The 26,751-nt window shown below is 44.4% G+C and carries 23 protein-coding genes; 9 read left to right on the top strand and 14 right to left on the bottom strand.

Annotated elements, in window-relative coordinates:
- Positions 1 to 53: 53 nt before the first annotated feature.
- Complete coding sequence (locus LMH68_RS19030; RefSeq protein WP_065584578.1) at positions 54 to 1,001, top strand: LysR substrate-binding domain-containing protein; 948 nt, start codon at positions 54 to 56, stop codon at positions 999 to 1,001.
- A 36-nt stretch (positions 1,002 to 1,037) separates the two neighbouring features.
- Positions 1,038 to 1,358 carry a heavy metal-binding domain-containing protein gene (locus tag LMH68_RS19025; protein WP_004730185.1) on the top strand — a complete coding sequence of 107 codons (321 nt, stop codon included), beginning with the start codon at positions 1,038 to 1,040 and terminating at the stop codon, positions 1,356 to 1,358.
- A gap of 193 nt (positions 1,359 to 1,551) precedes the next feature.
- Here the strand turns inward: LMH68_RS19025 and LMH68_RS19020 are convergent, their stop codons facing one another.
- Together LMH68_RS19020 and LMH68_RS19015 are read right to left on the bottom strand one after the other, a co-directional pair.
- Positions 1,552 to 2,817 (bottom strand): peptidoglycan DD-metalloendopeptidase family protein, encoded by a 1,266-nt coding sequence (locus LMH68_RS19020; protein WP_065584577.1) that lies wholly within the window; start codon positions 2,815 to 2,817, stop codon positions 1,552 to 1,554.
- Positions 2,818 to 2,978: 161 nt separating this feature from the next.
- On the bottom strand, positions 2,979 to 3,818 hold the full coding sequence (locus LMH68_RS19015) for a tetratricopeptide repeat protein (protein WP_017067625.1): 840 nt from the start codon (positions 3,816 to 3,818) through the stop codon (positions 2,979 to 2,981).
- Positions 3,819 to 4,142: 324 nt separating this feature from the next.
- On the opposite strand from LMH68_RS19015, the gene LMH68_RS19010 reads away from it, so the two are divergent.
- Complete coding sequence (locus LMH68_RS19010) at positions 4,143 to 4,610, top strand: cytochrome b (RefSeq protein WP_048612947.1); 468 nt, start codon at positions 4,143 to 4,145, stop codon at positions 4,608 to 4,610.
- 80 nt (positions 4,611 to 4,690) lie between these two features.
- Here LMH68_RS19010 and LMH68_RS19005 read toward each other — a convergent pair whose 3' ends face one another.
- The 5 genes from LMH68_RS19005 to LMH68_RS18985 form a co-directional block, all read right to left on the bottom strand.
- Positions 4,691 to 5,125, bottom strand: coding sequence for a hypothetical protein (locus LMH68_RS19005; RefSeq protein ID WP_229647727.1), 435 nt, complete (start codon positions 5,123 to 5,125; stop codon positions 4,691 to 4,693).
- A gap of 116 nt (positions 5,126 to 5,241) precedes the next feature.
- Complete coding sequence (locus tag LMH68_RS19000) at positions 5,242 to 5,508, bottom strand: hypothetical protein (protein ID WP_017059525.1); 267 nt, start codon at positions 5,506 to 5,508, stop codon at positions 5,242 to 5,244.
- A gap of 235 nt (positions 5,509 to 5,743) precedes the next feature.
- Positions 5,744 to 7,528: an ABC transporter ATP-binding protein gene (locus LMH68_RS18995; RefSeq protein ID WP_229647726.1), complete on the bottom strand. Its 1,785-nt coding sequence runs from the start codon at positions 7,526 to 7,528 to the stop codon at positions 5,744 to 5,746.
- Positions 7,522 to 9,285 carry an ABC transporter ATP-binding protein gene (locus tag LMH68_RS18990; RefSeq protein WP_017059523.1) on the bottom strand — a complete coding sequence of 588 codons (1,764 nt, stop codon included), beginning with the start codon at positions 9,283 to 9,285 and terminating at the stop codon, positions 7,522 to 7,524. Before LMH68_RS18990 ends, LMH68_RS18995 begins: the two co-directional genes overlap by 7 nt.
- 228 nt (positions 9,286 to 9,513) lie before the next feature.
- Entirely contained in the window at positions 9,514 to 10,032 is a 519-nt protein-coding gene (locus LMH68_RS18985) for an NUDIX hydrolase (protein WP_017059522.1), read from the bottom strand.
- Between the two features lie 302 nt (positions 10,033 to 10,334).
- Between LMH68_RS18985 and LMH68_RS18980 the strand changes: the two genes are divergently transcribed.
- A complete protein-coding gene (locus LMH68_RS18980; protein ID WP_102332036.1) occupies positions 10,335 to 10,595 on the top strand; it encodes a DUF333 domain-containing protein in 261 nt (86 codons plus the stop codon).
- 154 nt (positions 10,596 to 10,749) lie between these two features.
- Here LMH68_RS18980 and LMH68_RS18975 read toward each other — a convergent pair whose 3' ends face one another.
- Positions 10,750 to 11,628 (bottom strand): YdcF family protein, encoded by an 879-nt coding sequence (locus LMH68_RS18975; protein WP_229647725.1) that lies wholly within the window; start codon positions 11,626 to 11,628, stop codon positions 10,750 to 10,752.
- A 356-nt stretch (positions 11,629 to 11,984) separates the two neighbouring features.
- Between LMH68_RS18975 and LMH68_RS18970 the strand changes: the two genes are divergently transcribed.
- The 3 genes from LMH68_RS18970 to LMH68_RS18960 all read left to right on the top strand — a co-directional run bounded on the left by LMH68_RS18970 (position 11,985) and on the right by LMH68_RS18960 (position 16,232).
- Positions 11,985 to 13,355, top strand: coding sequence for an L-serine ammonia-lyase (locus LMH68_RS18970; protein ID WP_102393582.1), 1,371 nt, complete (start codon positions 11,985 to 11,987; stop codon positions 13,353 to 13,355).
- A gap of 415 nt (positions 13,356 to 13,770) precedes the next feature.
- On the top strand, positions 13,771 to 15,249 hold the full coding sequence (locus LMH68_RS18965) for a peptide MFS transporter (protein ID WP_229647724.1): 1,479 nt from the start codon (positions 13,771 to 13,773) through the stop codon (positions 15,247 to 15,249).
- Positions 15,250 to 15,449: 200 nt separating this feature from the next.
- Positions 15,450 to 16,232, top strand: a complete 783-nt coding sequence (locus LMH68_RS18960) for a siderophore-interacting protein (RefSeq protein WP_229647723.1) — start codon at positions 15,450 to 15,452, stop codon at positions 16,230 to 16,232.
- 134 nt (positions 16,233 to 16,366) lie between these two features.
- On the opposite strand, the gene LMH68_RS18955 is transcribed toward LMH68_RS18960, so the two are convergent.
- The 6 genes from LMH68_RS18955 to LMH68_RS18930 form a co-directional block, all read right to left on the bottom strand.
- Positions 16,367 to 17,269, bottom strand: a complete 903-nt coding sequence (locus tag LMH68_RS18955) for a multidrug transporter (protein WP_229647722.1) — start codon at positions 17,267 to 17,269, stop codon at positions 16,367 to 16,369.
- A gap of 136 nt (positions 17,270 to 17,405) precedes the next feature.
- Complete coding sequence (gene phnR, locus LMH68_RS18950) at positions 17,406 to 18,110, bottom strand: phosphonate utilization transcriptional regulator PhnR (protein ID WP_029235340.1); 705 nt, start codon at positions 18,108 to 18,110, stop codon at positions 17,406 to 17,408.
- A gap of 67 nt (positions 18,111 to 18,177) precedes the next feature.
- Positions 18,178 to 19,887 (bottom strand): putative 2-aminoethylphosphonate ABC transporter permease subunit, encoded by a 1,710-nt coding sequence (locus tag LMH68_RS18945; protein WP_372127501.1) that lies wholly within the window; start codon positions 19,885 to 19,887, stop codon positions 18,178 to 18,180.
- A gap of 21 nt (positions 19,888 to 19,908) precedes the next feature.
- Positions 19,909 to 21,018: a putative 2-aminoethylphosphonate ABC transporter ATP-binding protein gene (locus tag LMH68_RS18940; RefSeq protein ID WP_136978012.1), complete on the bottom strand. Its 1,110-nt coding sequence runs from the start codon at positions 21,016 to 21,018 to the stop codon at positions 19,909 to 19,911.
- 227 nt (positions 21,019 to 21,245) lie between these two features.
- Complete coding sequence (locus tag LMH68_RS18935) at positions 21,246 to 22,667, bottom strand: FAD-dependent oxidoreductase (protein WP_229647721.1); 1,422 nt, start codon at positions 22,665 to 22,667, stop codon at positions 21,246 to 21,248.
- Positions 22,668 to 22,803: 136 nt separating this feature from the next.
- The gene (locus LMH68_RS18930) at positions 22,804 to 23,814 is read right to left on the bottom strand and encodes a putative 2-aminoethylphosphonate ABC transporter substrate-binding protein (RefSeq protein WP_128644407.1); all 1,011 of its coding nucleotides are present in this window, start codon (positions 23,812 to 23,814) and stop codon (positions 22,804 to 22,806) included.
- Between the two features lie 367 nt (positions 23,815 to 24,181).
- Between LMH68_RS18930 and phnW the strand changes: the two genes are divergently transcribed.
- Entirely contained in the window at positions 24,182 to 25,285 is a 1,104-nt protein-coding gene (phnW, locus tag LMH68_RS18925; protein WP_229647720.1) for a 2-aminoethylphosphonate--pyruvate transaminase, read from the top strand.
- Complete coding sequence (locus tag LMH68_RS18920; protein WP_229647719.1) at positions 25,285 to 26,706, top strand: aspartate aminotransferase family protein; 1,422 nt, start codon at positions 25,285 to 25,287, stop codon at positions 26,704 to 26,706. The genes phnW and LMH68_RS18920 overlap by 1 nt, the downstream gene beginning before the upstream one ends.
- Positions 26,707 to 26,751 lie beyond the last annotated feature (45 nt).

Here is a 26,751-nt window from a genome sequence, read left to right as displayed (position 1 = left end):
CGTAATGAAAAATAGCGAGTAATATTAACGATAACTGTAAGGAAAACTTACCAATGAAAAAACTCGTTCCGCTTAAATCCGTTTACGCTTTCATTGCTGTCGCTGAGACTGGCAGCATGACCGACGCCGCTCGGGTGCTGTACGTCAGTCACTCTGCGGTAAGCCAAGCGATAAAGTCGTTAGAACAACTGGTCAACAAGCCTTTGTTTCAACGAGTCGGTCGTCGTGTTGTTCTTAATGCCGCAGGTAAGCGATATTACCGCAAAGTCGCGCCCGCACTTGAGCAAGTGATAGAGGCGACCGAAGAGCTTGCCAGAACGCCTAACGACCACCGCATTACCCTCAACATGGTCAATTCGCTCGCGATGCACTGGTGGATCCCACGAGTTCCCGACTTCCAAGCTTTCGCTCCCTCACTTGATATCCGTATTTCGACGCTAACTGGCCCTTTCGATATTGAACAGGAAGGGGTCGATGTTGCGCTCGTACATGGCAAGCCCAATGAGTGGGAGCAATATTACAGCGAGAAACTGGGCGACGATGATCTGGTCTTGGTGTGCAGCCCTACTCTATTAAAAAACCAGACCGGATTGAGCGTCGAGCAACTCGTCAAACAAAACCCGACCATTGGCGTTTTTAACCTCAGGCGGCAACACGACTGGCAAGTGTGGTGCGACAATTACCAAATTCCACTGCCCACATTCCATAGCAATCTGACGTTCGATGTCTCCATTCAAGCGGTGCAAGCTTCAATTCGTTCGTTAGGCGTACTAGTAACGCATCGCTTGTTTGTGAAAGATGATATCAGCCATGGGATGCTTGTCGAATTGGGTAAACCGGTTGCTAACCCGCACCAAGATTTTTACTTTGTTTGCCCAAAAAACAAATTAAAACAAGAAAGTGTGCTAAAACTGAGAACATGGTTAAGACATGAATTCACACGCTCAGAGACAGCACTGAACGATGACATTCAAGAGCAAGACCAAACTATCAATCAATAAGCGAGTGACAGCTCAGCAAGCTTACAAGAGGCCATTATGATTATTACCACCACACAATCAGTCGAAGGCAAGCGCATTGTCGATTACAAAGGGGTTATTGCCGGAGAAGCCATTCTAGGGGTGAACGTTTTCAAAGATATGTTTTCAGGAATTCGTGACTTTGTGGGTGGACGTTCTGGCACCTACGAGAAAGAATTAGAAAAAGCACGCAACTACGCATTCAAAGAGTTGGAGCAAAAAGCGATTGAAGCGGGTGCCAACGCGGTGGTAGGTGTCGATATAGATTATGAAGTATTAGGGACGGGTAATGGCATGTTGATGGTATCAGCGAGCGGCACGGCGGTTGTCGTCGCTTAATCGCCTAGTCGCTCAATCGCTTGGTCACTTAGTCACTTAGTCACTTAAGATCTCAACACATGAGCACTTGGGCACAAAAGATGTTGAGCACTTAATCTATTAAGCTATTGAGCAATCAGGCAGCCTAATGAAAACTCGTTCCAACCCTTTGATGACTAGCCACCAAAGGGTTAGAACAGTTATAAGCTGATACTTAGCTTGATGTTACTCGTGCAACCTTTTGCCCGGAGAGCATGTCATCAAACGAGGCAACTCTCGCCAAGAATGCACCTTTATTTTCAGGTAAGATAGAACTTGCTAAAGGTAAGTTCGCTTTCATCGAATCCACCGCTCTTCCACGCACCAGCACTTCAAAATGCAAATGCGGCCCGGTTACGCGACCAGTCGTGCCAGACAACGCAATTTTCTGCCCACGCTTAACCTGTTGCCCCTTCTTAACCAAGAATCGGCTCAAGTGCAGATAGCGAGTTTTGTAAACGCTGTTATGCTCAATCACTATGTATTTCCCCGCATACGGGTGGTTACGAATAGCAATAACTCGACCATCACCGGTTGAATAAACTGGCGACCCTACGGGTGTTGCGAAGTCAGTACCATTATGCGGAGATATACGTCCGGTCACTGGGTGCTTACGGTATGGGTTAAATGGCGAAGTAATTCTTCGGAATTGTTTGTCTATTGGGTAGCGATTGAACGCTTGCTCAAGGCTGTTACCCTCTCTGTCGTAGAAGCGTCCATCTGAAGCAAGAAACGCGGCCACTTCCTTACCTCGTAACCTAATCGATATGCCCTGGATCTCTGTTTTTCCTGTTAGATGGTCGCCTGTGTATTGCTCATTGACCAACACATTAAACTCATCGCCCGCTCTTAACTGCTTTGAGAAGTTAATCTTGTCTCTTAACGTTCGAGTAATATTGGCGATCTGGGCGGTTGTTAATCCCGCTTTGTATGCTGACGTTGAAAAACTGCCATGAACGGTGCCCGTATAGAGCTTTTCTTTCCATTCGCCAGGCATTTCATGGAATTGGTAATTAAAGCTTCCATCATCATTTCGAGTAAAGGCTGCTTGCTCAACCAAACTCTCGTGATAAATCAGCTCCACAAGCTGTTTTGAGTCACTATCCAAAAGCAACTCTAGATGGTCACCAGGTTTTATTGTGTCGAGTTTCAAAGACTCCAGATCCGCTTCCATCACCTTTTGAACGGTTCCATATGGCAGTTGCCATGACGAAAAGATGTTGCTTAGCGTATCGCCAACTTTCACAAAATAATGGACCTTAACCAAAGAGTTGGGAGTCGCTTGCGAGTCGATGACTTCCTTATCATTAGGTTGAGAACCTTGGTAAGGTGTTATTTTGATAGAGATTTCTGGTGCTGGTTTGGAGTGAAAAGAGAGCAAAGCAGCAAGGGAAAATGCGCTGATCGCAGTAACGATCAGACCAATACGGAGGAACTTCATAAAATACTTAGCGGTTATAACGAGGAACTTAGAAAGTGTTATAACATAACAATTAAATCAAAAAAATAAATGAAATGTAAGAAACCATAGCGCGATAGGTGTGAAAGTATGGTGAGCATGCAAAGCCCACCACCTTAGTTAACACGGATCTTTACCTCATATTACTCTTCACGAAGTACTTCGAAGCGTTCTAAGCCTCGCAGCATCTCAAAGTCCGGCTCTTCAGTTAGCAGCTCTCTCATGGACCCACTGGCTTCAATAGCGCGCTCTAAGTCATCGATAGCTTGACCTTCTGCCCCTAATCGAGCATAGGCGCAAGCACGTTGATACAAGGCATGAGCATTTTGGTCATCGACTTCTAATACACGGTTACAAAGACTCATTGCCCAGTGGTATTCCTGTATATCCATAGCAGCGTCAGCTTTGGCAGTAAGTGCTTCTAAATCTCCAGGACGAACCTTCAGTATTTCATCGTAGATTTCAATTTTTTGCTCTGCCGTTTGTGCGTTCTGTGCTCTCAACCATAGGTTATGAATCTCATTGATAATTTCAATTTCGCGGTTGTTGTCGGAAATGATTCTGGTCTTGCGCTTAAGATCCCGTTCAAGAACATTAAACTTCTTCTCATAGTCTTGAGCGATAGAATTAAGTCGCTTATCAGCCATGTCTTGAGTTGTGTGTTTAAGCTCTTTGATGGATTGCCAACCCACCAGCGCGATAAGAGAGGCCACACCAGCAATAATGTAGAAGAAGTAGGTTACGGTTACATTGGCGTAATTCAGAGACTTGTCTGCCACAGTCAGTTCCCGGTCAGTCATCTGAATGGTCAAGCGTCTTTCAAGATCCTGCTGTTCCATTCGAAGCTGCTTCAACTCATCCAAGATATAGCGTTCCATCAGCGGTCTATCCAAATACTCTTGTTCCGAGTACTTAACATCTTCGCTTGCAAAACTCATCGTGCTGAACACCGAGATAACTGCAACCAATAAGATTCGAAGCATTATACATTCCTTATATGTTTATATTTAGACTAACTGTATCTCGTAATAGGCATACAAGCTAGGAAGTCGACAAGTTTGCTATGTCCATATTGGAATTAACACTCTAAAACATCATTGATAATTATAAAACACCTGAAGCAACATCATTAATTTCTAAATTATAAAAATACCGCGTAATACTGTTCTATATGATTAATTCGCGATGCGAATATACCGAAAAATGGTTTATTGCATCGAGATGAATCTTATATTAATAACGATCAGAACGAGGTTAATTTGAATAATCCACGATACGATTTAGTAAGCCGTGTACTGCACTGGGTAATGGCTTCTGTAATCATCTATGCAACGATCGCAGGGTATGTGATGCACTATGTCACCAGTCATCCAGAGCTGTTTTCTTTTCTGTCAGTGCTCAACATGTCATTGGCGACCGTTGCGACGCCACTGCTTGTGGTTCGTTATATCTGGAGCCACTTTCGCTCGTCGCCAAGCATGCCAACCTCTGTGCCTGAAGGGCAAAAATGCGTTGCCAAGCTTGCACACTCTTTGATGTATCTTGTGATGTTTATGGTTTTCAGCACCGGCTACTTAATGCTAAAAGAACCGTACTCTTTATTTTGGTTAGTGAGCGTAAATAATCTAATTACCGACTCTGCAATCAACGGCTTCTTTTTCTATTTACATCGTGCCAGTTGTATTGCCCTAGCCTGTTTAATTGTGCTGCATATCAGTGCCGCACTTAAACATCACTTTGTCTCTAGGAACTATGTATTGAAGATGATGCTCTAGATTCAAAGAATTCAAGACAATTTGCACAAACAACAAAAAAGCCATAGCATGTTCGCTATGGCTTTCTTATTTCAATTTGATTACTTGGTTTGAGTATCAATCATCACTTGCCAGTATTCACATTTAGCCAAGAACTCTTTTAAATAAAGCTCTGGGTTAGCAAGTTTCTCACCGCCTTTAACATCAGCACCAGTCACACGCCAAAAGCCACGAGTGACCAAGTTTCGATGATAAATAAAATCGTTGAGTTCATTAGCCTTCAAAGGAAGTTGTTCACCAAGCGTATTTTCGTAGCGGCTCAGAGTCGAGGCTTGTTCACTTGGCTTCTCCCTTAAAAAGGTATCCAAATCCAAACCTAATGACTGTTGCTGCTCTTTTGATAGGGCTTTAGCTAATTTAGAGATCACACTGAACAGAGCCAACTCAACTTTTTGAGACGCTAATAACGATGCACCTAAAAGTGCATGTTCGTTGGAAATATGTTGTTCTGTTGATGAAACGGTTGCTGTTGTCACTGTGTTAACCTCAAATAATCATAACGGGTGTTACTGAACTGGATAGAGTCTTTTCACTAAGCTGAATCTTATTCTTGTTATTAAGAAGAATCTTGCAGCTAAGCAGAGCCTTTCGACTAAGCAGAATCTTTTAGCAGAACACGGTCAGCATCAATAATGGTGAAGCCTGATGCATCTTCATTCTTTTCGACTTGCACTAAACCTTTAAAACCAATCTGCGACAGCTTCTTCGCAAGTTGATCTGGTGCTGTTTCAAAAACAACATTCATAAAAGGTAAAGACTCAGCATCAACAAAACCATGCTCGTTAAACAGTTCCATTGCTTGAGATAAATGGTCTGAGTCGGTTAATTCGATAATTTCTACAACTTCTTCCAACAACATTTTCGATTCCATATTCGCCAGAAAGTGACTGACACAAGCCGGTTCTTTTTGCTTGCATACATCCCGATGCCCTAAGACACCCCTTTAGTAGTAGGGAGATCATAACATATTAATAATCGTAAAATATGTTTTATTTTCCCTAAGCTACTGGGAATACTAGAAAAGAATAGAAATTGGTGAAACATAAGCAACACCAATTCATAGTATCGATAACGGTAAACCTGATTTGAGGTGATCAGGCAACCGTTACTTGAGAATCGCCCGTTTCTACAATCGATTCTTGTAACAAGCCAGCATAAATACCATTGTGTGCCACCAGCTGTTGATGATTACCTTGCTCAACAATTTCACCCTTTTCCAACACCAAAATCGTATCTGAGTGACGAACGGTACTCAAACGGTGTGCAATCGCAATCACGGTTTTTTCCTTGAAAAGGCGCTGCATTGCTTTTTGAATCAGGTCTTCAGTGATTGAATCTACCGAACTGGTCGCCTCATCAAGCATCATCAATTGACCACCCTGTGCAACCGCTCGAGCGAACGAGATAAGCTGCGTTTGCCCTACAGACAAGTTAGAGCCGTTCTTTTCCAAGTGGAAGTCATAACCTTGTGGCAATTGTTCAATAAACTTATCGGCATAAACATAGCGCGCCGCCTGTTCAACCTCAGTTCTAGATAGATGCGTTTTGCCCAGCGCGATATTGAATTGGATGGTCTCTTCAAATAAGTGCACGTCTTGCATCATCATTGAGAACAAATGAGCAGAGTCTTCACTTGAGATCTGTGACAGCTCTATTCCATTCAACAAAATGCTGCCTTCATAGTCTTGGTAGGCTTTAGAGATCAGACGCAGAATCGTCGACTTGCCCGAGCCCGTCGAACCCACAAGCGCGATTTGATGCCCTTTATCCAATACAAACGAGACATTCTTTAGAACGTAGGGAGAGTCGTCTTTGTAGCGGAAGCTTACGTTCTTAAACTCTAGGCTCACAAACTGTTCAAGCTGCTTCTCAACCTTGTTAGATGACAACAGGTTGCGCCCTTCTTCTTCAGTCGGCTCAACAAACAGCTCTTCAATATGGTCAAACGCTGCAAATGAACTCTGAATCGAAGCGATCTGCGAAGTAAAGTCACGAATCGGAACAAACACTTTCTCTAAGGTGTTGATGAACGCAATCAGCACACCCAAGGTGAGCGCCCCTTCTAACACTTGCTCAGAGCCATACCAGATCATAATCGCGATAGTGATGGAGGTGATGCCAGAGATAAACGAGAACAAAATCGCATCGTATTTATTGATCTTCTTCTGCGCTCTTAAAAACTCATCGGTATAGCCTTGGTAGCGTTGCTCGACTTGCTCTTCCGCTCGGTACATCTGAACGGTTTTCATGCCAAATAAGACTTCTTGTAAAAAGCCAATACCGCGAGCGAGAGAAGAACGAGTCACCTTATAGAGAGCACGAAGTCGGTTTCTCACATACACCGTCAAATACATCACTGGCGGCATAATGATCAATACAATCATCGTTAACTGCCAATCAATGAAGAACATCATCACCAACAGAGCAATGGTATTGATGCTGTCTTTAACTAGCCCGACAACCGACTGAACAAACGTCTCGCCGATGGTTTCCAAATCACTGGTTAATCGTGAAAGCGTTACGCCAATCGGTGTGTTATCAAAATAGCTGCGTGGCAGTTTGAGCACGCGAGCAAACAACACTGAGCGCATGTCAGTTATCGTGTATTGCCCAGTTTTACGAAGGTTGTACGAATAGGTGGTATCCACCACATAACTCGCCACCAGCACGGCAACGAGATAGAAGACGTATTCGAGCAGACCATCCATATCCCCATGACTCAGGTGAACATCGATCACTTGAATGATCAGCCAAGGGAACAACAAGCTCGTGATGACAGAAAGAGGAAGCATAGCGATGCCCAGAATCGCAGAGCCTTTGTATTTCTTAGCAAACTTAAAAAAGTGCTTGAGGTATTTGAGATCAACACCTTTTAACATGCTGCTGCCTCCGTTTCATTCTGCTGTAGTTGCCATGTATCGTAATAGTAATCACAGGTTTTCAATAACGTGGCGTGGTCACCCTTCGCGATCACTTTACCTTCGTTCAACACGATGACTTCATCCATATATTCAAGGGCATTAACGCGGTGTGAAACCACAAGAACCGATTGATTTTCCAAACGTTTAAACAAACCTTCCAAGATCTTACGTTCTGTTTCATAGTCGACAGCCGATAGAACGTTATCCATGATGATCAGGTCGGTGGGTTGCAATAAAGCACGCGCAATACTTAAGCGCTGCTTCTGACCACCTGACAACATGATCCCTTTCTCACCGACTAAGGTTTGATCGCCGTGTTCAAAACGTGTCACATCACTAGCCAACTGGCTGAGCTCTAGCACTTCATCAACCTGACTCTTTGCCAAATCGGTATCTAGGCTACCAAAGCGGATATTGTCTTCGACGGTTGCTGAAAACAGGTAAGGGTCTTGAGTCACGGTTTTCACGTAACGGCGTAAGTCACTGCGTGAGAAGCTAGTGACATCTCTTTCACCAAGGAAAACAGAACCTTGTGGTACATCCAAGTGGTGGTTTAAGCAGTTCACTAATGTCGTTTTACCCGCTCCGATCCCGCCTAACACACCCACTTTCTTACCTGTTGGAATATCAAAGCTGATGTCATCGAGAATCACGCGTTCTTCACCTGAATAGCTGAAGCTGAGGTTGCGAACAGAAAACGTTTTTCCCTTCAGTGATTCAACATCTAGTTCAGTCAGCTTATCTTCATCAAGCTCCGGGACTTTGGCATTAAGAATGGTTTGTGCACTTTGAATACCTACCATGCCACGCTGATAAATGGTCGCGATTCTGCCAAGTTGCATCAATGGCATAGCGAGCAAAACCGAGTAAGTCAGAAAGGCGGTAATCTCACCAAGTGTGAGTTCCTGTCTCATTAACATGTAGCCACCAAGCCCAAGAATGATGATTTTCATCAGGTCATTGGCGTAGTCGAGTACCGGCATAAAGAAGACTTGAATGCGTGTAATTTTAAGGCGGCATTCAAGCAATAACTGGTTCAGCTTTTCAGTTTCGGCTTTCACCCAAGGTGACATCTGCTGGCTCTTAATGAGATCAATCCCAGACAGGTAACTCATTAGTTGAGCAGACAGGTTTTGTAGACGCTTCATGTGCTCTAAATGCAGCGTTTTCATACGCTTGAAGCCCACACGGAAAATCACAAAAGCGATTGAAATAGGAATGATCGAATACAGTGTGAGTTCTGGCGATATGCGCCACATGTAAAGAGGCGTCAACGACAACGCAAGCAAGGCATTGAAGAACTGCAAGAAGCCGACACCAAACAGCAGTCGAATGCCACTAAGGTCATTGTTGATAATCGAGATCAGTCGACCCGAAGCAAAGCGTTCGTGAAAGCTGCTCGGTAAGCGATTCAACTTTTGTAGAAGTGTACTTTTAAGTGCGGCCTCTGTAATTCGCCCCGGATTAAGCGCATAGATACGAGACAGAATTCTCACCACCACCATGGCAACCGACATCCCGACCACAATCCAAACATAGGTTTGAAGCTGTTGGTGGCCAGTTGAAGAGGCATCATCAATCAAATCTATCGCCAATTGGATATAACGAGGGATCTCTACTTGTAACCAGTTGACGAGAAAGATGAACACAATCGCCAATAAGTACGAGGTGCGATTCATGCGCAGATAATGGGCAATAAACTGTCTTTTATTCATAGTATTCTTTGTTTAGGGCAGGCTCACAGCGAGATTTAACGATATAACCGGGCAGTTAAGCTAGATAGGTTCATCGCTGAGGTAAAGATACATCAAAAACACTTAGTTGACAATATCAACCATATTCAATAATTAGTTTCGGGTATTAAGTTTTAGCATTGCTAGAAACAAGTTTGCCGCCAAAAGTGGCGGCAAATAAATAGCTTAGCAGGCTAGTATTGATAACGGCTAAAGCATCTCTTTGGCAATCAAATGCAGCAAAAAGGTTTCACGTTCAATACTCATGCCCTTCTTAGGGCTCTCTGCCATGGTCTTTTCGTTATGAGCGATCGCTTCATGGATATTCATCCACACCGGTTTCATCCCGTTTTTCACTTCATAATCTTCGTAAGCCGTTTCACCAAGCTCACGATCGATCTTGCATGAGTAGCAGTAAGAAATCATGTGCATCATGTCTGCATCATCTTTGTACCAAGGACGAAACTCTTCAAAAATGCCGAACGGCTTGATGCTATGGATATTCTTCGCGCCAGTCTCTTCTTCGAGTTCACGAACCATACCTGCGATCACATCTTCCCCTTCATCCAAACCACCACCAGGAATGGTGTAGTCGTGATAACGCTCTGTATACAGCATCAGAATGTCTTCACCATCTAACACAATGGCACGGGCAGCGTTGCGCTTATAGACCGTTTTATTGTCTAGATGGTCGATATCAGGATGGATGGTTGTTTTTAGGTGTCTCATGATTCTGACTGCTCTACTGAATTTGGCGGCATCATATCATAATCATCAATAGATTCGAGGTTCACAACCGCTAACCAGAACGGATCGGACGGGGATATTCCTACGGTAACTTGAATCCACTTAGCTTGATCTAACACTCAAAAAGTCGTTAAACATGAAGAAATATCAACCTATTTCAATATCTTGACCAAATTAGGACAACCTTTTCTGAAATCTAAAATATACTAATTTCATAGAGCTTCTCATTTGGTTCTGTAGAACTTAACGCATTCGATTATAGAGTTATCACGTAGGAGATAGACATGAAGAAAATTGGTTTGATGGCTGTATGTGCCGTTGTATTAGGCGGTTGTGCAAACGACTATGCAGAATATAGCGAGGGCCAACGTGTTTCAGTCGCTAACCCAGCAGCGGTTTATTGTGTTCAACAGGACGGTGAATTAGACACGGTTACTGAAAACAATCAGCGTACAACTTACTGTGTATTCGATGACGGTGAACGCATTGAGCAGTGGGAATACTACCGCAACCACCACGAGCAAGATTCAGAAACCCAAAGTTAATCACTGTAATACAACACATGAGCCTTTTGGCCAATGTGACGGGCGGTGATTACGTTCGCGTGAGCAGAAGAAGGCACAAAGCTTCGAGCTTACTGTCTGATTGCCTTTGCGAGTTTAAAGGCCGTTATTGGCATCACGAGAAAGAAATAATCACCTATCGCCACCAGCGATGTGTGAGATCCGATTCCGGATCTAAATAACGGTTCAATAAAGTCAGGTTAGTATCTAGTAGAGCTAGGTATTCCCTGACTTTTTTTACATCGGTACCCACTGAAGTCTGCTGGATACAGCGCTCCAATGCTGGGAGTAAACTCTCCACAATGTCAAAGTCAGATGAACGTCCAACGAGCTCTTTGGCAGTGATCAATGCTTCCAAAGACAGTCTTTCTGGCTCTCGTCTAACCAACTCTAAATCTCGCTTAAATGCGCCCGCACAAACACCTTCAAGATAAACTCGGTAGGTCGTCAGTACGTCCATCAACAGAAACAATTGCCCCTGAGCACTTTGATGTGGGTATGGCACCGCAACATGAGCCTCCAACCTGCGATCTATTTGCTGCTCTACCCCAAGTGCGGAACACTTCTCGATGAGAACTTTAAGCAAACCTTGCTCGCCCATGAGCGATTGAATCTCGAATATACGTTGTAAATGGTAGTCATTCGAAACGAATGTCACTTGCACACTTTGCCCGCGAGTAAACAGCCCGCTTGCAATCAACTCTGAGGCCAAGTTCTGTATGTTCTCGACAGTGTTGGTCGAGTGCTGCTCGAGCAAAATCGCCCCTAAAGAAAACGGATGTTCACGCTGCTTTTCAAGCTTTCTAAAGTACTGGTGCATCGCGTCGGCTTCAGACAGTGTTTGCCCTTTTGTTAGCCCACCACAAAATGCTACCGCAGTTTGCTGATTCGACTCTTCTACCAAAGGCTCCGCCAGATACTCAACCAAAGCATCAACTCGACTGATTCCTTCATCAGTCAATTTATTCTCATTAAGTCGCTTACCCAGCACAATAAGGAGGTGATTAATGCTCATTTTATGTTCAAGTCTCGTTTTGGGGATTAGATGGAGTGAATTATGTATACAATACTTGTTAACAAAAGTATTTTGAAATTCTTATATGTTGCTCGCAATAATGCTCACTATTGATAGCGACATCTTAGGTAATACAAGAATAAACGTGTCGCTTTACAGCAAACATAGCACGCTCTTGTATTTCATCGCTCTATGCTTGTTAGCACTAGTCGATAAAAGAGCCCTTTCAATCAATGAATACGCTCTATCGCATAACTGTTTCACCCACAGAACAGGTTCACTCAAAGAAGTGCAACTAACCAAATACAAATTTTACACAGAGTTCGTCCATCGAACCGTCTTCACAGGAAGTTACTATGCTGTCTATTTTTGATATCTACAAAATTGGGGTTGGACCATCCAGCTCCCACACAAATGGACCAATGATCGCTGGGTTTAACTTTACCCAAAAAATTGATGCTCAGCTTAAGCAAGTGAAGCGTATTCAAATCGACTTATACGGCTCGTTATCATTGACGGGTATTGGTCACCACACAGACAGAGCGACCTTGTTAGGTTTGCTAGGTAACCGCCCCGACACCATTAAAATCACCAGTGCTAACCAAGCAATGCGTAAGGCGATTGAAGATAAATCTCTATTGGTTAGCGGTAACCATGAAATTTATTTCGATGTAGAAAGCGATCTGCTCTTCCACAAAACTAACCTTCCGTTGCATGAAAATGGCATGACTATCTCTGCCTTTGACGAAAGCGGCAGCCTTCTGGATATGGAAACCTACTACTCGATTGGTGGTGGCTTTATCGCAACCGCTGATGAGCTACAAAACGGCAAACAGGAAGCAGAAACACAAGTTGAGTTCCCTTTCTCTTCCGCTGATCAGTTACTTGAACTATCCGAACAACAAGGACTGAGCCTTGGTGGCTTAATTCTACGTAACGAAGTTTCATTCCAAGGTATGGATGTGATTGACCGGAAAGCCGACCAAATTTGGAAGGTGATGTCTCTGTGTATGCAGCGTGGCTTTGACACGGAAGGCATCCTTGATGGCGGCCTAGAAGTCACTCGTCGAGCACCTGCTCTGCTTAAAAAGCTTGAAGCGAATGCCTCGATTGAAAACGATCCAATGGAGATCATGGATTGGATTAACCTATTTGCCTTTGCCGTGAGTGAAGAGAATGCAGCGGGCGGTCAGGTCGTGACATCACCGACCAACGGTGCGGCTGGGGTTATTCCTGCGGTATTGATGTACTACCATCGTTTCATCAAGGAGCTAGACACCAAGCAGCTTAAAGACTTCTTGGCAGTCTCTGGCGCAATCGGCATCTTATACAAAACCAACGCTTCGATTTCTGGCGCAGAGGTAGGTTGTCAGGGTGAAGTCGGCGTTTCTTCATCAATGGCCGCAGCAGGCCTAACTGCCCTACGTGGTGGTAGCAACGAACAGATTTGTATTGCCGCTGAGATCGCGATGGAACACTCACTGGGCATGACATGCGATCCGATCGGTGGCCTTGTTCAGGTGCCATGTATCGAACGTAACGCAATGGGTGCAATGAAAGCCATCAATGCATCGCGCATGGCGTTGAAACGTACCAGCAAGTGTCTTATCTCGTTAGACAAGGTTATCGAGACCATGTATCAAACAGGTAAAGACATGAACAAGAAGTACCGTGAAACTTCTCTAGGCGGCCTAGCCGTGATCCACATGGCACCACCTTGTGAATAAAAGACAGGAACACGAGTGGAGAAAGCCTCTATAGAGGCAGCATTCTTGTAAACTTAGTTTTCAATATCTCAACAAAGCCAGCCACCAAGCTGGCTTTTTTATTGGCTAAAGCCCAACAGCTAATTGAAAGTGATACTCACTCAAAATAACTTACAGAATGACTACCTCTAACTTTCCCTTTATTAGTTCATTACTTAGCCACAAATGATGATGGCTAAATTTCATACCGCCATGCATCCACTAGCAAAATCTAATATTGCACATTTCATTCATGAAAAATATCAATGGTCTCATGAGAAAAGATATATCGAGTAAAGTTCTGTTTGGGATGCACGTTTCATTTTATGTATCGCTACTAATGATATTATAATTGGGTAATTACACTACATATCAACACAAATGTGAGAATAAAATAATGTGGAATAGATTAAACAAATCAATGATGTTCTGCCAGATGATGTTTGGACTTTCGTTCTATGGCGTCATGGTGATCTTGACTCGTTTCTTCCTTGAAGATCTTAACTACAATGAAGCCGACACCATGATGGTTGTAGGTGCTTTCTCTGCAATTGGTCCACTATTTGCGATTGCAGGTGGCTTTATTGCTGATAAGTTTTTAGGCGCATACCGATCTTTAACCATTGCCTTTCTTGGATTCGCAAGTGGTTATGCTCTACTGGTACTCGGTGCTGCAGCGACTAATGTGCCGATGGCATTATGTGGTATTGCTTTAGCGAGTTATGCGCGTGGTTTGATGTCCCCTTCTTACCCAAGTCTTTACAAACGCACGTTCAAAACTCAAGAAGATTTCGAAAACTGCTACCCAATCAACTACTCAGTCAACAATATAGGTGCTCTGTTAGGTCAATATCTGTTCCCAATGCTAGTTCTTATTGTTGGTTTCAACGGTGGCTTCCTTCTTTCAGCTATTCTAGCGGGTGCCGCGCTTCTGATGATGATCTTTGTTCGCAAAGGCCTTGTTGAAGCCAGTGCTGAAATCGATCAAACCCCTGTAAGCACTAAAAACTGGGCTGCGTTCCTTGGTCTCTCTGCCGCTATGATTGGCTTGGTATTCTTCATGTTCTCTAACATGGATATTGGCCAAAACATCGTCTACGCAATTGGCGGTGCAGCGATCATCTACTTTGTCTCTTTGATGATAAAATCGAAGAAGTCAGATATGCTGAAAATGGGCACCATCTTAATCATCACATTCCTGACGACATGTTTCTTCGTGTACTACGGTCAGATGATGACTTCGATGACAATGGTAGCGATCAACACAATGCGTGGCGATCTATTTGGTTTTATCCCTGTTGCACCTGAAGCTTCAATGGCAATGAACCCACTATGGTGTATGGTTGCTGGTCCTATCATCGCGGGTATCTTCTCTAGCCTAGAAAAGAAAAACATTAACTTCTCAACTGCAACCAAAGTCGGTTTCTCTTTCATCCTTACGGCTATCGCTTTCGGTATCCTTACGATGGCAGTAACGACAGTTGGTGACGATGTTCTGATCCGCCCAGAAGTCTTCCTAGCGATTCACTTCTTCCTAGCATTCGGTGAAGTGATTGTAGGTTCAATGGTTGTAGCCTTCATCCTGTCTGTTGCACCTAAGCACATTGAAAACTTCTCAGTAAGCTTGTTCTCTGTTGCTATCGCACTATCAGGCATTGTTGGCGCGGTATTCTCAACGTCTATTGCACTAGAGAAAGGTCAAGAGATCACACAAGAGATCGTGCAAACGGTTTACGGTGATTACTTCCAAATGCTGACTGTTCTTGCCGTCGTGATGGTAGGTATCGCAATGGCAGCATCGTTCATTATTCGTAAGATGCTAGAAGCTGCGAAAGCCGCTGAAGAAACGATTGAACTAGAGCAAGCAAACAGCTAATTCTGTTCGCTGAGTCAAACCAATCCTAAGAGCCCTTTAGTTTTCTAAAGGGCTCTTTTTTGTAGGATCCGTTTCTCAATAGGATCTGTCGTATAAGTTAGGTAGTACATGTGTAAATAAAAGTAAATGATAACTATTAGTATTGAGTGTTTTTTAGTTCAGGATTATGATGTGGAAATCCAAATCTAAGAGAGCCTTATATGAGCAAGCCTAGCCCTATCACATTAACCGTTACTCAAACCTCAACAATTACTCCAAACATGCAGCGCATAACGCTTAGCGGTGAGGGATTAAGTAAATACCCAACAGAATGTGCCGGCGGCTACATCAAGCTTTTATTCTCGCCACTTGGCACGACTGATTTAAGCCAGCTAAACGAAGGTGAGCACCCAACCATGCGTACCTACACCATTCGTCAGTACAATCCTGTAGAGCAATGGATTGAAGTCGATTTCGTTCGTCACATCACTAAAGATTTGCAGTGTGGCTTTGCTGCAAGGTGGGCAATGAACGCGAAAGTGGGTGACACTATTTCAGTGGCTGGTCCTGGTTTAATTCAGGGGCTTAACCTAGAGTCAGACTGGTTCTTCTTAGTTGCAGACATTACGTCCCTACCTGCGCTTTCTGCAAAAGTAAAAACGCTCCCAGAAACAGCAACTGGTCACGCTATCATTCAGATCAACTCAGCAGCAGATAAGCAGGTACTTGAGACTCCTCAAGGTATCAAAGTAACCTGGTTGATTGAAGATGAAACCTCAGAGTCACTTTCACAAACCGTGCGCAACACAGAATGGTTAGAAGGTCAGGTTTCAATATGGACAGCGTGTGAATTTGAAAGCATGCGTGAGCTAAGACAATACTTCCGCAACGAAAAAGAAGTCGCGAAAGAGAACATCTACATCAGCAGCTACTGGAAACGTGGTGTCACTGAAGATGGCCACAAAGTGTTGAAACAGCAAGATGCTCAAGATTTAGCGGGGTAAGTCTTTTACTACCTACAGCTTCTTACTAGATAAAGAGAAAACGCCCTTAACGAAGTTTGTTTCGCTAAGGGCGTTTTTTCATTTAACTTAATAGAGATACCTATTCACAAATCCCCAATCACTCAGGCGATCTTTTAAGTCAATGAGATAACTAAGCCAGCAATAATTAGAGATACGCCTACACCGCGAGTCGCGTGCCACTTTTCCTTTAAAAAGTAGATCCCCATCACTACGCCGAAAATGATACTCACTTGCCTAAGAGCAACAACCAAGCTGACATTTTCAGTCATGGTCATCGCAAACAGCACTAAGCCATAGGTCGAAGCCATCATAATGCCTGCAAGCGTGGCTTTCTTTCGCAGTATCCAAGCATTAGTAAACTCGATTCTTTGGTTGGTTACGAATAACCAAACACTCAACGGAATCACAATTGCCCAGAACTGGATACCTAGGTAGAAAATCGCGGTGTGCTTGTTAGTTATAACTGGTGTGCTCAAAGGATCGAGTAACAGAAGCGCTTCTTTATCAATGATGGAATAGCCCGTGGTACCAATGGCCGCGATTAACGCCCACAGTACGCCAAGGTTGAGATACGCTTTTAACCTAAGATCTGAAAACTTCTTAAGTGGTACAAACAAACAACCCAAGGTAATCAAGGTGAAGCCAAACCATTGATTAGGTGACAGCTCATAGCCTATCAACACCGTGCCTAAACCCACCATCAACACGGGCAGCGCTCTTGCCATCGGGTAAATCACCCCAATATCGGCCTGCTTGTAGGCTACACCTAAGCCGATTAAATAGATGATTTGGCAAATACCACTTAAAAGAAGTAGCTTCCAGAATAAAAGCGTGATATCCACAAAGCCGACACTGTAAATGAACCAAATCAAATAGGGAGTCAATATCGCAGCAGCGGCAAAGCCAGAGGCTAAGAAGAAAGACGAGCCCGATCCTTGATTCGATTTACCTAGAACGTTCCAACCCGCGTGAAGCAAAGCCGAAATAGTCACGCTGACGATGGCAGAGAATTCCATTTCATTCCTAAATTATAGATGAATTAGCACAACGGCTGACAACAGGTGATAAAAAGGCCTCCGAATAAGAGACCTTTGAACTTTTCAATTGGGCAATCCTGCATAATTGCAGATATGCTAACGTTCTAACGTATGACTAGCGCTCTAGCTGCGCGATTGACTCAATACTGATCGCGTCATGACGCCAATACTCAATATCACAGTCAATCAGATCGCCGTTTTGATTGTAGTTAACACGCTCAACAACCATTGCAGGTGAGCCAGAAGTCGCACGCAGGGCTTGCGCTGTCTCGCCAAGTAAAGACGTTGTGCTCACTCGGTAACGGATCTTCTGATACACCACACCAAAGTGTTCGCGGTAGATGTCCGTCAACGATTTAGACAAGTCATAATCAAGCAAGTTAGGGAACAACTCTGGTCGAATGTAGTTGGTCACATACACAACCGGCCTATCTTCAAGATAACGAACTCTGTCTACTCGATAAACGTCCGAGAAAGGTTGTAACTCAAGAAGCCGAGTCGCCTCCTTGGTTGCTAACATTCCTTTCGCCGCCACCAACTCAGTTTTCGGCTGTCGATTCTGCGATAGAGCCATATTGGTGAAGTTCAGCGTTTGTGTTGGATCGTAACGAAGCGGCTCGGGAGAGATAAACCAACCACGTCGGTCTTCTCGATAAATGCGCCCTTCCGCTTCAAGTGAAGACAAGGCTTCGCGTAAGGTAACTCGAGTCGTATCAAACGATTCAGCCAGCTTACGTTCCGCAGGCAGCTTCTGTCGTGGTGTTAACATCCCCGACTCTATCTGCTCTACGATGACATCTTTGATTTTTACGTACTGCACTTCATTTCCTTTCATTCTTGTTCTTGTCGTCAGCCACTCCTTGGCCAACTGCAATATAAGTGGTTCGCTAGCGTTTACGCCAAGCTTGGGTGCGCTTATCGAATAACTTGTTGATTAGCATATGAATCAACTTCGCACTCGCTGCAGATATCATGATCATCACCGCCATCGCTGCTGCTGCACCGGTTTGACCTGCATCGTCCATATTCAGTACTGATACTGACGCTGGAATCGTATTGGTAGAATACAAGAATACTACCGCAGATGTCGTGGTAAGTGCATTAATAAACAGGTATGTCGCAATATCTAAAATCGCCGGCAGACAAACAGGTACCGTCACCTTAAAGAACAGCTTGTATTGCGGTAAGTTTACCGAAGCCGCTGTTGCTTCAATTTCGGAAGGCAGTTGTTTCAATGCCGTTAACGCCGTCATGTGCCCTACCGTGTAGTAGTGAACCACGGTATTAATCACCAAGAACGCCATCGTGCCATACAAGAAGTTAAGTGGGTTACTCAAATCATTGAAGTAGAAGATATAACCCAAACCCAGCACCATACCCGGAACGGCCATCGGAACAACGCTGAGCATTTGCATCGCTTGACGAACAGGACCGAAGGCGCGACCTTTCTCAATGCAGTATGCACCTAAGAAAATCAGAACAGTACCAATAACCGCAGTCCAAGCACCAAGCGTTAAGGAGTTGAAGAATGGCGCCCAACCATAAGTACTCATTTCTGCGAAGTTGTAGTTGTTTAGCGTCAGCGCTTTGTTCCAAGGCCAGAAGGTGACCATCGAACCGTATATCGCCATGCCCAACACAATAACCACAGCAGCAGAGATGATGGTGCAATAAAGGAAACATAAGCCATCACGTAGTGAACTAGGTTCAGGTTGGTACGCGACAGAACGAGTATCAAACAAGCTCTTTTGTTTCTTTTGAACCCAGCGGTCAACGGTAAACGCAAGCAACGCAGGTAATAGCAGCAAGATACTGGTTACTGCACCCATAGAGAAGTTCTGTTGACCAACCACCTGCTTAAAGATGTCAGTCGATAACACGTTGTAGCTACCACCTATCACCTTTGGCACACCAAAGTCACAAACCACCAGCGTAAACACAACGATCAGGGTACTGATCAAGCCGTATTTTGCCGCAGGTAACGTCACCATAAAGAAAGTTTTTAACGATGAAGTATTGAGTGCACGTGCTGCCTCATAAAGGCGAGCGTCAGAGGTTCTTAATGAGGTGGTCAGAATCATCAAGGCGTGTGGAAACGTCCAAAATATCAAGCCCAGTGAGATACCAATCAAACCATAAACCGAGTTGCCCCCCAAGACTTCTTTAGCGATACCTTGGTTACCAAATAAGAAGATAAGACTGATTGCAGGAAGCAGTGACGGAGCAAGAATAGGCGCAGAACCCAGTACTTGAAAAAGCCCCTTAAAAGGCATGCATGAACGAGTTAGCGCATAGGCATAACCAAACGCCAAGACACCCACGACTACGGTCACTAGCAATCCAAGCGTGAAGGTATTGCCTACCGACTGCCACAGGCTTTGAGACGCAAAATACGTAGCGAAATTCTGTAAACCTACAAATTCACCGTCTGCGTTCTGAACACTCTTTTTCAACATTGCCCACAGTGGCATCAGGATAAACAACGTCATGACCACAGACAAAAAGGCCAACAGCCCAAATAGAATTACGTTGTCTTTGCTTAACCGAGCCAGAAAAGGTTGTACTCGTCGTTGAATTAGCAGCTTAGATTGCATCATTTGAGTCGATTCCATGATTGATTACGCCGCCTCGTCTTTCATCACTTGCAGGCTTTTCGATGAGTAAGCTCTAAGGCCTTCTTGATCAAACGCCACGTAACGAATATCACTGCGACGCAGCTTCAATCGGTTGAACTCTTTGACGGGTACATCAACGATGATCTCTTTCGCCGTTGAGTCATGTTGCAATTGACACTCAACACGATAAAACGCCCCTAAGAATTCGCTTGATACGATTCTCACTGGCAAGGATTCACTAAAACGATCAACAAACTGGATTTGCTCTGGACGAACGGCAATATCAAAAACATCACCCAGATTTGGCGTGAGATTATCTAAGCCAGGTAACGGCAGCATTGACTCAGCAATACGCATCTTGCCTTGAGCCGCAACAGAAGCTTGAATAAAGTTCATGCTACCAACAAACTCAGCCACAAAACGACTGACAGGTTTTTGGTAGATCTCTTGAGGAGCACCGACCTGCTCGATAACACCATGATTCATCACGACAATACGGTCTGCCATCGTTAACGCTTCATCTTGGTCGTGCGTCACCATAATAGTGGTGATACCCAGCTTGCGTTGCAGTTGGCAGATCTCATCACGTAGGTGTGTTCTTACCTTCGCGTCCAACGCAGAAAGTGGTTCGTCGAGTAGCAACAAGCCTGGAGATAACGCCAATGCGCGAGCCAGAGCAACACGCTGCTGCTGTCCACCAGATAGCTGATTTGGAAATTTCTGACCAGACGTTGGTAAGCCGATCGTCTCTAACCAAGACTCAACCGTCTCAAGGGCTTCTTTGGTCGACATGCCTTGGTTTTTCAGACCAATCGCAATGTTTTCTTCCACAGTGAGGTTTGGAAACAAAGCGTAAGACTGGAACACGATGCCAAAGTCGCGCTTTTCTGGTGGCAAGAAGGTCGTATCCTTACCGTTCTGCTCAATAGAACCTGACGTTGGTAAGTCTAAGCCTGCAATCGCACGTAATAAGGTGGTTTTTCCACAGCCAGATGGGCCAAGGAAGCAGACGAACTCGCCTTTATCTATCGATAGGGAGATGTCTTTTAACGCTGTAAATTGGCCAAATTGCTTTACAACGTTTTCAATATTCAAATAAGTTTGGTTGCTCATACTACAGCACTCTCTATATGGTATATACCAAATTTAAACTGAGAATATTGCAGTTGAGTGACAAATTTATAGAAGCTAAATGACAGTTATATTGCAGATATAATAAGCATTAAAGATTGCTATTTGTTCAGCATTAAAAGTTAGTTCAACGTTGAAAGCCCTCAGTGACTTACCCATAAATCACTGAGAGCCTCAATGTAAACTTCTAACTTAAACGCTAGATTAATCTATGATTCAACCTTGTCGGCTTTGCCCGCCGCACCTGCGAGTTTGGATAACTGTTTATCTAGCCACAATGGCGTGCTACCCGAATCTTCCGCGTTCTCTTTTCTTCGTACCGCATCACGAACCATCATCGCACCTACCCAACGGAATGGCTCTGGCGGGAAGAGTCCTAACGGGCCTTTAGTTAAACCGCTTCGTGTCCAAGCGTTGTCGATATCGAGCACCATTGCTGACAAAATCTTCCCGCCCATACGGGTTTGAGCAACGCCATTACCTGAATAGCCAAGCCCATAATAGATGTTGCTTTGGCCTTTTAGATTACCGAAAAATGGCAATCCGGTGACCGAACGATCTGAGCCGCCAGACCAGTTGTAATCGAATTCACTTTGTTCCAATTTAGGGAACAATTTTTGGAACGATTGATTGAGAATCGGTAGGTAGTTAGTCGTTTGGTTGAACATGCTTTCAACCTGATTCGCAAACGAGAATTTATTGCCGCCTTTGCCCAACATGAGTCGTCCGTCCTGGGTATCTCGGTAGTAGTGGACAAAGATACGCGAATCTACCACCGCCGCCCCTTTCTCTGGGCCAAATTGCTTGAGCTTTTCCGGAATGGGCTTGGTCACCACCATATCTGAAGAGACAACCACAATGCTGCGTTTGAACTCTTTAAAGTGATCGAGCATCCACACATTGAGTGCCAAAATCACTTTATCTGCAAATACGGAACCGCCTTTGGTTTGAATTCGAGCTGGGGAGCCATAATCGAGTGATGTCATTTCTGTGTTTTCGTGAATTTCGACACCCAATTCGATCGCAACGCGGCGTAAGCCTCTCGCCAATAACGCTGGCTGCACACTACCCGCAGCTTCTGAGTAGTAACCCTCAATGTGGCGTTCAGATCCCGCTTTATCAGCCAAAGAATTGTCGCACTTCTTCCAGCTATTGATACCCTGCTTAACCAGCTCATTAACAACAGGCTCCATTCCACCCTTTTGGGCTTCATTAGTCGCCGTGTAGTAAGTACCGCTTCGATATAGATGCGCGTCAATCTTGTGTTCGTTACAGAAGGCTTCGATCTCGTATATAACCTTTTCCGACTCCTTAACCAACCATTTCGCTTGTTCTTTTCCATAGAGCTTTTTCAGCGTCGGATACTTAGTTGACCACGTCAGCATGCAACCGCCGTTCGCACTAGAAGCACCGCTACCACATAGGCCTTTTTCAATCACGACAACATGCTTTTCTGGTTGCTGTTGTTTGATTAAAATCGCCGTCCATAAACCCGTATAGCCACCGCCAACAATGGCGATATCACAGTTGACGTCTTTTTGGAGCGGCTTAGCCGAATCTAGCCCCGCATGGATGTTGCCAAACTCTTGTTCCAACGCTTGCTTGAACCAATATGAGTAGTGCTTTGTCATTTGTTGTACCTTACTTAAAACCTAAAGGCGTAAAACTAAAAAAGGAAGACCGAAGCCTTCCTTTACTGATTTCTAACTTCCAATGAACTAAACAGTTAAATAGCTAAATAGTTAATTAACTGAGTAGCTCGATAGATTAAGATTTTGGCTCTGATTTAGCGTCAAACTTCTCAGACCATGTTTTCAATACGTCTGCACGCTCGCTGCCCATACGTGCAAAGTCCATTTTTGCCATGTTCTTTTCGACGTTAGGGAAGTTTTCAATTGTTGCCGTCACATCTTGGTGACCAACAACTGGGTACATTTCGATGTAAAGCTCGTTTGCTGCTTTAGAGATAGACCAATCAACCACGCGTTGCGCAGCATCAGACGGCTTCACAAGACCTACCGCTTCAGATTCCCAGCCGATACCTTCAGGCGTAATCACAGAAAGTGGTGCACCTTGAGTTTTCAGCTTAGCGCCGCGGCTCGCCATAGAAATACCGATAGCGACTTCACCCATACCCGCTTGAACACATGGCTTAGAACCAGAGTGCGTGTAGTGAGCGATGTTTTGGTCTAGCTTCTGCATGTAGTTCCAACCTTGGTCTTCACCCATGTTTTGTAGCCAAGCAGACACTTGCATATAACCCGTACCAGAAGACGCTGGGTTTGGCATCGCAATGTGGCCTTTGTAGATAGGCTTGGTTAGGTCATCCCAAGATTTAGGTGCTGGTAGGTTAAGTTGTTTCGCTACCGCTTCGTTGAAACAAACCGCATTGAAGAATGCATCGTTGCCATACCAAGCTTGAGTAGATTGCGGATCGTTGAGGTTTGAGCGCAGCGCTTCTACACCTTGAGGAGTGTAAGGCTTAAGAATGCCCTCCTCCTTAAGTAGAGCCATTGAAGAACCCGCAAGGCCCCACACCACTTCTGCACGAGGGTTGTTTTTCTCAGCCAATAATTTTGCCGTCATGATTCCTGTTGAATCACGAACCCATTTGATGTTGATGTCTGGGTTTTCGCTTTCAAAAGCATTTTTGTACTTCGCTAAGATGTCAGTTTCAAAAGCGGTATAAACCGTCACTTCCTGTGCCGCATAAGCGTTACCAGCTAATAGTGTGACTAATGCTGCAAGTGATCCTTTCATAAAACGGTTTTTCATCATTTTCTCCAGTCAGGCCCAACTCTAGAGTGAGAAGTTGCCAAAATTAAAAATTGCCAAAGTTAAAGTTGTTAAAGCTAGAAGCCCTATCGAGAGGCACCTATATTCAAAAATTCATTCCAGTTGTTGGCACACACCCCTCCCACTGGTATGTACCAGATTTCGATTATTAAGCTAACTGGCTTTTGTGACGATTAAATGAACGAAAAATGGCAATTTAAAGATCGAAAACTTTCTCAAGACAAGTGACCATTTTTAATATGAAGCTTTTGTGAAAATGATGTTTGGGCTATTTACGACCGTTTAAATTGGTTGTTAAAGTAACTCTAAATATTGGTATAGTCCAAAATTAAAATCACGAGAGTTGAACATGAGAAACGAATACTTACTGCTGACACCGGGCCCTTTATCTACTTCTGAAACCGTTCGCCAAGCGATGTTAAAAGATTGGTGTACTTGGGATGATGAATACAACAAAGACGTTGTTGAAGTGATTCGTAGCAAGCTAGTGACTTTAGCGACTAAGCAAGCGGGATATACAAGCGTATTAATGCAAGGTAGCGGCACCGCTTCGGTAGAAGCAACAATCGGTAGCGTTATCTCTAACAACGGTAAGCTTCTTGTTGTTGATAACGGTGCGTACGGCGCTCGTATTGCTCAAATCGCAGAATACTTAAACATTCCATGCCATGTCGTTTCCCCAGGTGAAACATCACAGCCTGACTTGAACGAAATGGAAACGGCATTGGCCATGGATTCAGACATTACTCACGTTGCGATTGTGCACTGTGAAACCACGACAGGCATGCTGAATCCAATTGAAGACATTGCCAAATTGGCAAAACAGCACAACAAAACCGTCATTCTCGATGCAATGTCGAGCTTTGGTGGCATCCCTATGGATATCGCTGACTTAGGTATCGATTACATGATCAGCTCTGCAAACAAGTGCGTCCAAGGTGTACCGGGCTTCGGCTTTGTTATTGCTAAGCAATCGGAACTGGCAAAGTGCAAAGGCCAAGCTCGTTCATTAAGCCTTGATCTGTTTGACCAATGGCACTGCATGGAAAGCAACCATGGTAAATGGCGCTTCACCTCTCCGACTCATACAGTGCGCGCTTTCTACCAAGCTCTACTTGAATTGGAACAAGAAGGCGGCATCGAAGCTCGTCATAGTCGCTACCAAACCAACCAAACCACATTGGTTGCAGGTATGCGTTCTCTTGGTTTTGAACCTCTGTTAAATGATGAACTTCATTCACCGATTATCACCTCTTTCTATTCTCCAACTCATAGCGATTACCAATTCAAGGAATTCTATGACCGTTTGAAAGAACAAGGTTTTGTGATTTACCCGGGCAAGGTTTCAAACGCCGACTGCTTCCGAATCGGTAACATCGGTGAAGTGTATCCGTCAGACATTGAAGCTCTCATTGGCGCAATTAAGAATGCTATGTACTGGGACATCAAATAATGACGATGGCCAGTCAAGATTCTGTTCTAAAGGCGACACACTTTCGAAGCGAAGGCGATGTGAACACCACGCCAGCGCGTGAGAAATGGAACGAGTCGCTAAACGATGATGCGACTCAAGCGATGTTAAAACGTGACTCTGACGTATTTCTTCATCAAGCGATGTCAACGCCTTGTCTAGACACACTTGAAGCAGCTGAAGGCATCTACATTCAAGATGCGACGGGAAAGAAGTACATGGACTTTCACGGTAACAATGTTCATCAATTGGGTTATGGCCATCCACATATCATTAATAAAGTGACTCAACAAATGGCTTCATTGCCGTTTTCACCACGTCGCTTTACCAATGAAACAGCCGTTCAATGCGCTGAAAAGCTGACACAGATCTGCGGTGGTGAGTTGAACCGCGTGTTGTTTGCACCGGGTGGTACTTCGGTTATCGGCATGGCACTCAAACTGGCTCGACATGTCACCAACAACTTCAAGGTCGTTTCACTGTGGGACTCATTCCATGGCGCGTCACTGGACGCAATTTCAGTGGGTGGTGAAGCTTGTTTCCGCGAAGGCATGGGCCCGTTAATGGCTGGCGTAGAACGCATTCCACCAGCCGTCTCTTATCGTGGCGCTTTCCCGTTTAACGAGAATAGCGCAGTCAATGCAAACGAAACTGCATGCGACGTTCACTATGCCGACTATTTAGAGTATGTGATTGAAAAAGAAGGTGGCATTGGAGCCTTCATTGCCGAAGCAGTGCGTAACACAGACGTTCAGGTTCCAAGCAAAGCTTACTGGAAGCGCATCCGTGAGATCTGCGATAAGCATAACGTCATGTTGATCATCGACGACATTCCAAACGGTATGGGTCGTAGTGGCGAATGGTTCACTCACCAGGCCTTTGATATCGAACCTGACATTCTTTGTATCGGTAAAGGTTTTGGCGGGGGCTTGGTTCCAATTGCAGCCATGGTCACTAAAGACAAATACAACACGGCAGCGCAAGTATCACTTGGTCACTACACCCACGAGAAAAGTCCTATTGGCTGCGCAGCGGCACTGGCTACGATGGAAGTGATTGAGCAAGAAAATCTACTTGAAAAAGTACAAGCGGACAGCGCATTCGTGCGTGAACAACTGCTTCAAATGAAAGAGAAATACCCAGTCATTGGTGACGTTCGCGGCATCGGTCTGCTTTGGGGAGTGGAATTGGTCACTGACCATATCACCAAAAACCGAGCGTTCGATGAAGCAGAAGCAGTACTTTACCAATGTCTGAACGATGGCCTGAGCTTTAAGGTTTCACAAGGTAACGTGATTCAATTGAGCCCACCATTGATCATCAGCCGTAGCGAGCTAGAAGTCGCTCTGTCTGTATTCGAAAAAGCGATAGCCAAAGTCTGCAAAGATTTTGAATACCTTTAATTCTCGAAATCAACATTTAAACCAATAACCTTAAACAACCATTTG

Source organism: Vibrio sp. F13, assembly GCF_020806305.2.
Taxonomy (GTDB): domain Bacteria; phylum Pseudomonadota; class Gammaproteobacteria; order Enterobacterales; family Vibrionaceae; genus Vibrio; species Vibrio crassostreae_C.
This window is presented reverse-complemented; position numbering and strand designations above follow the sequence as displayed.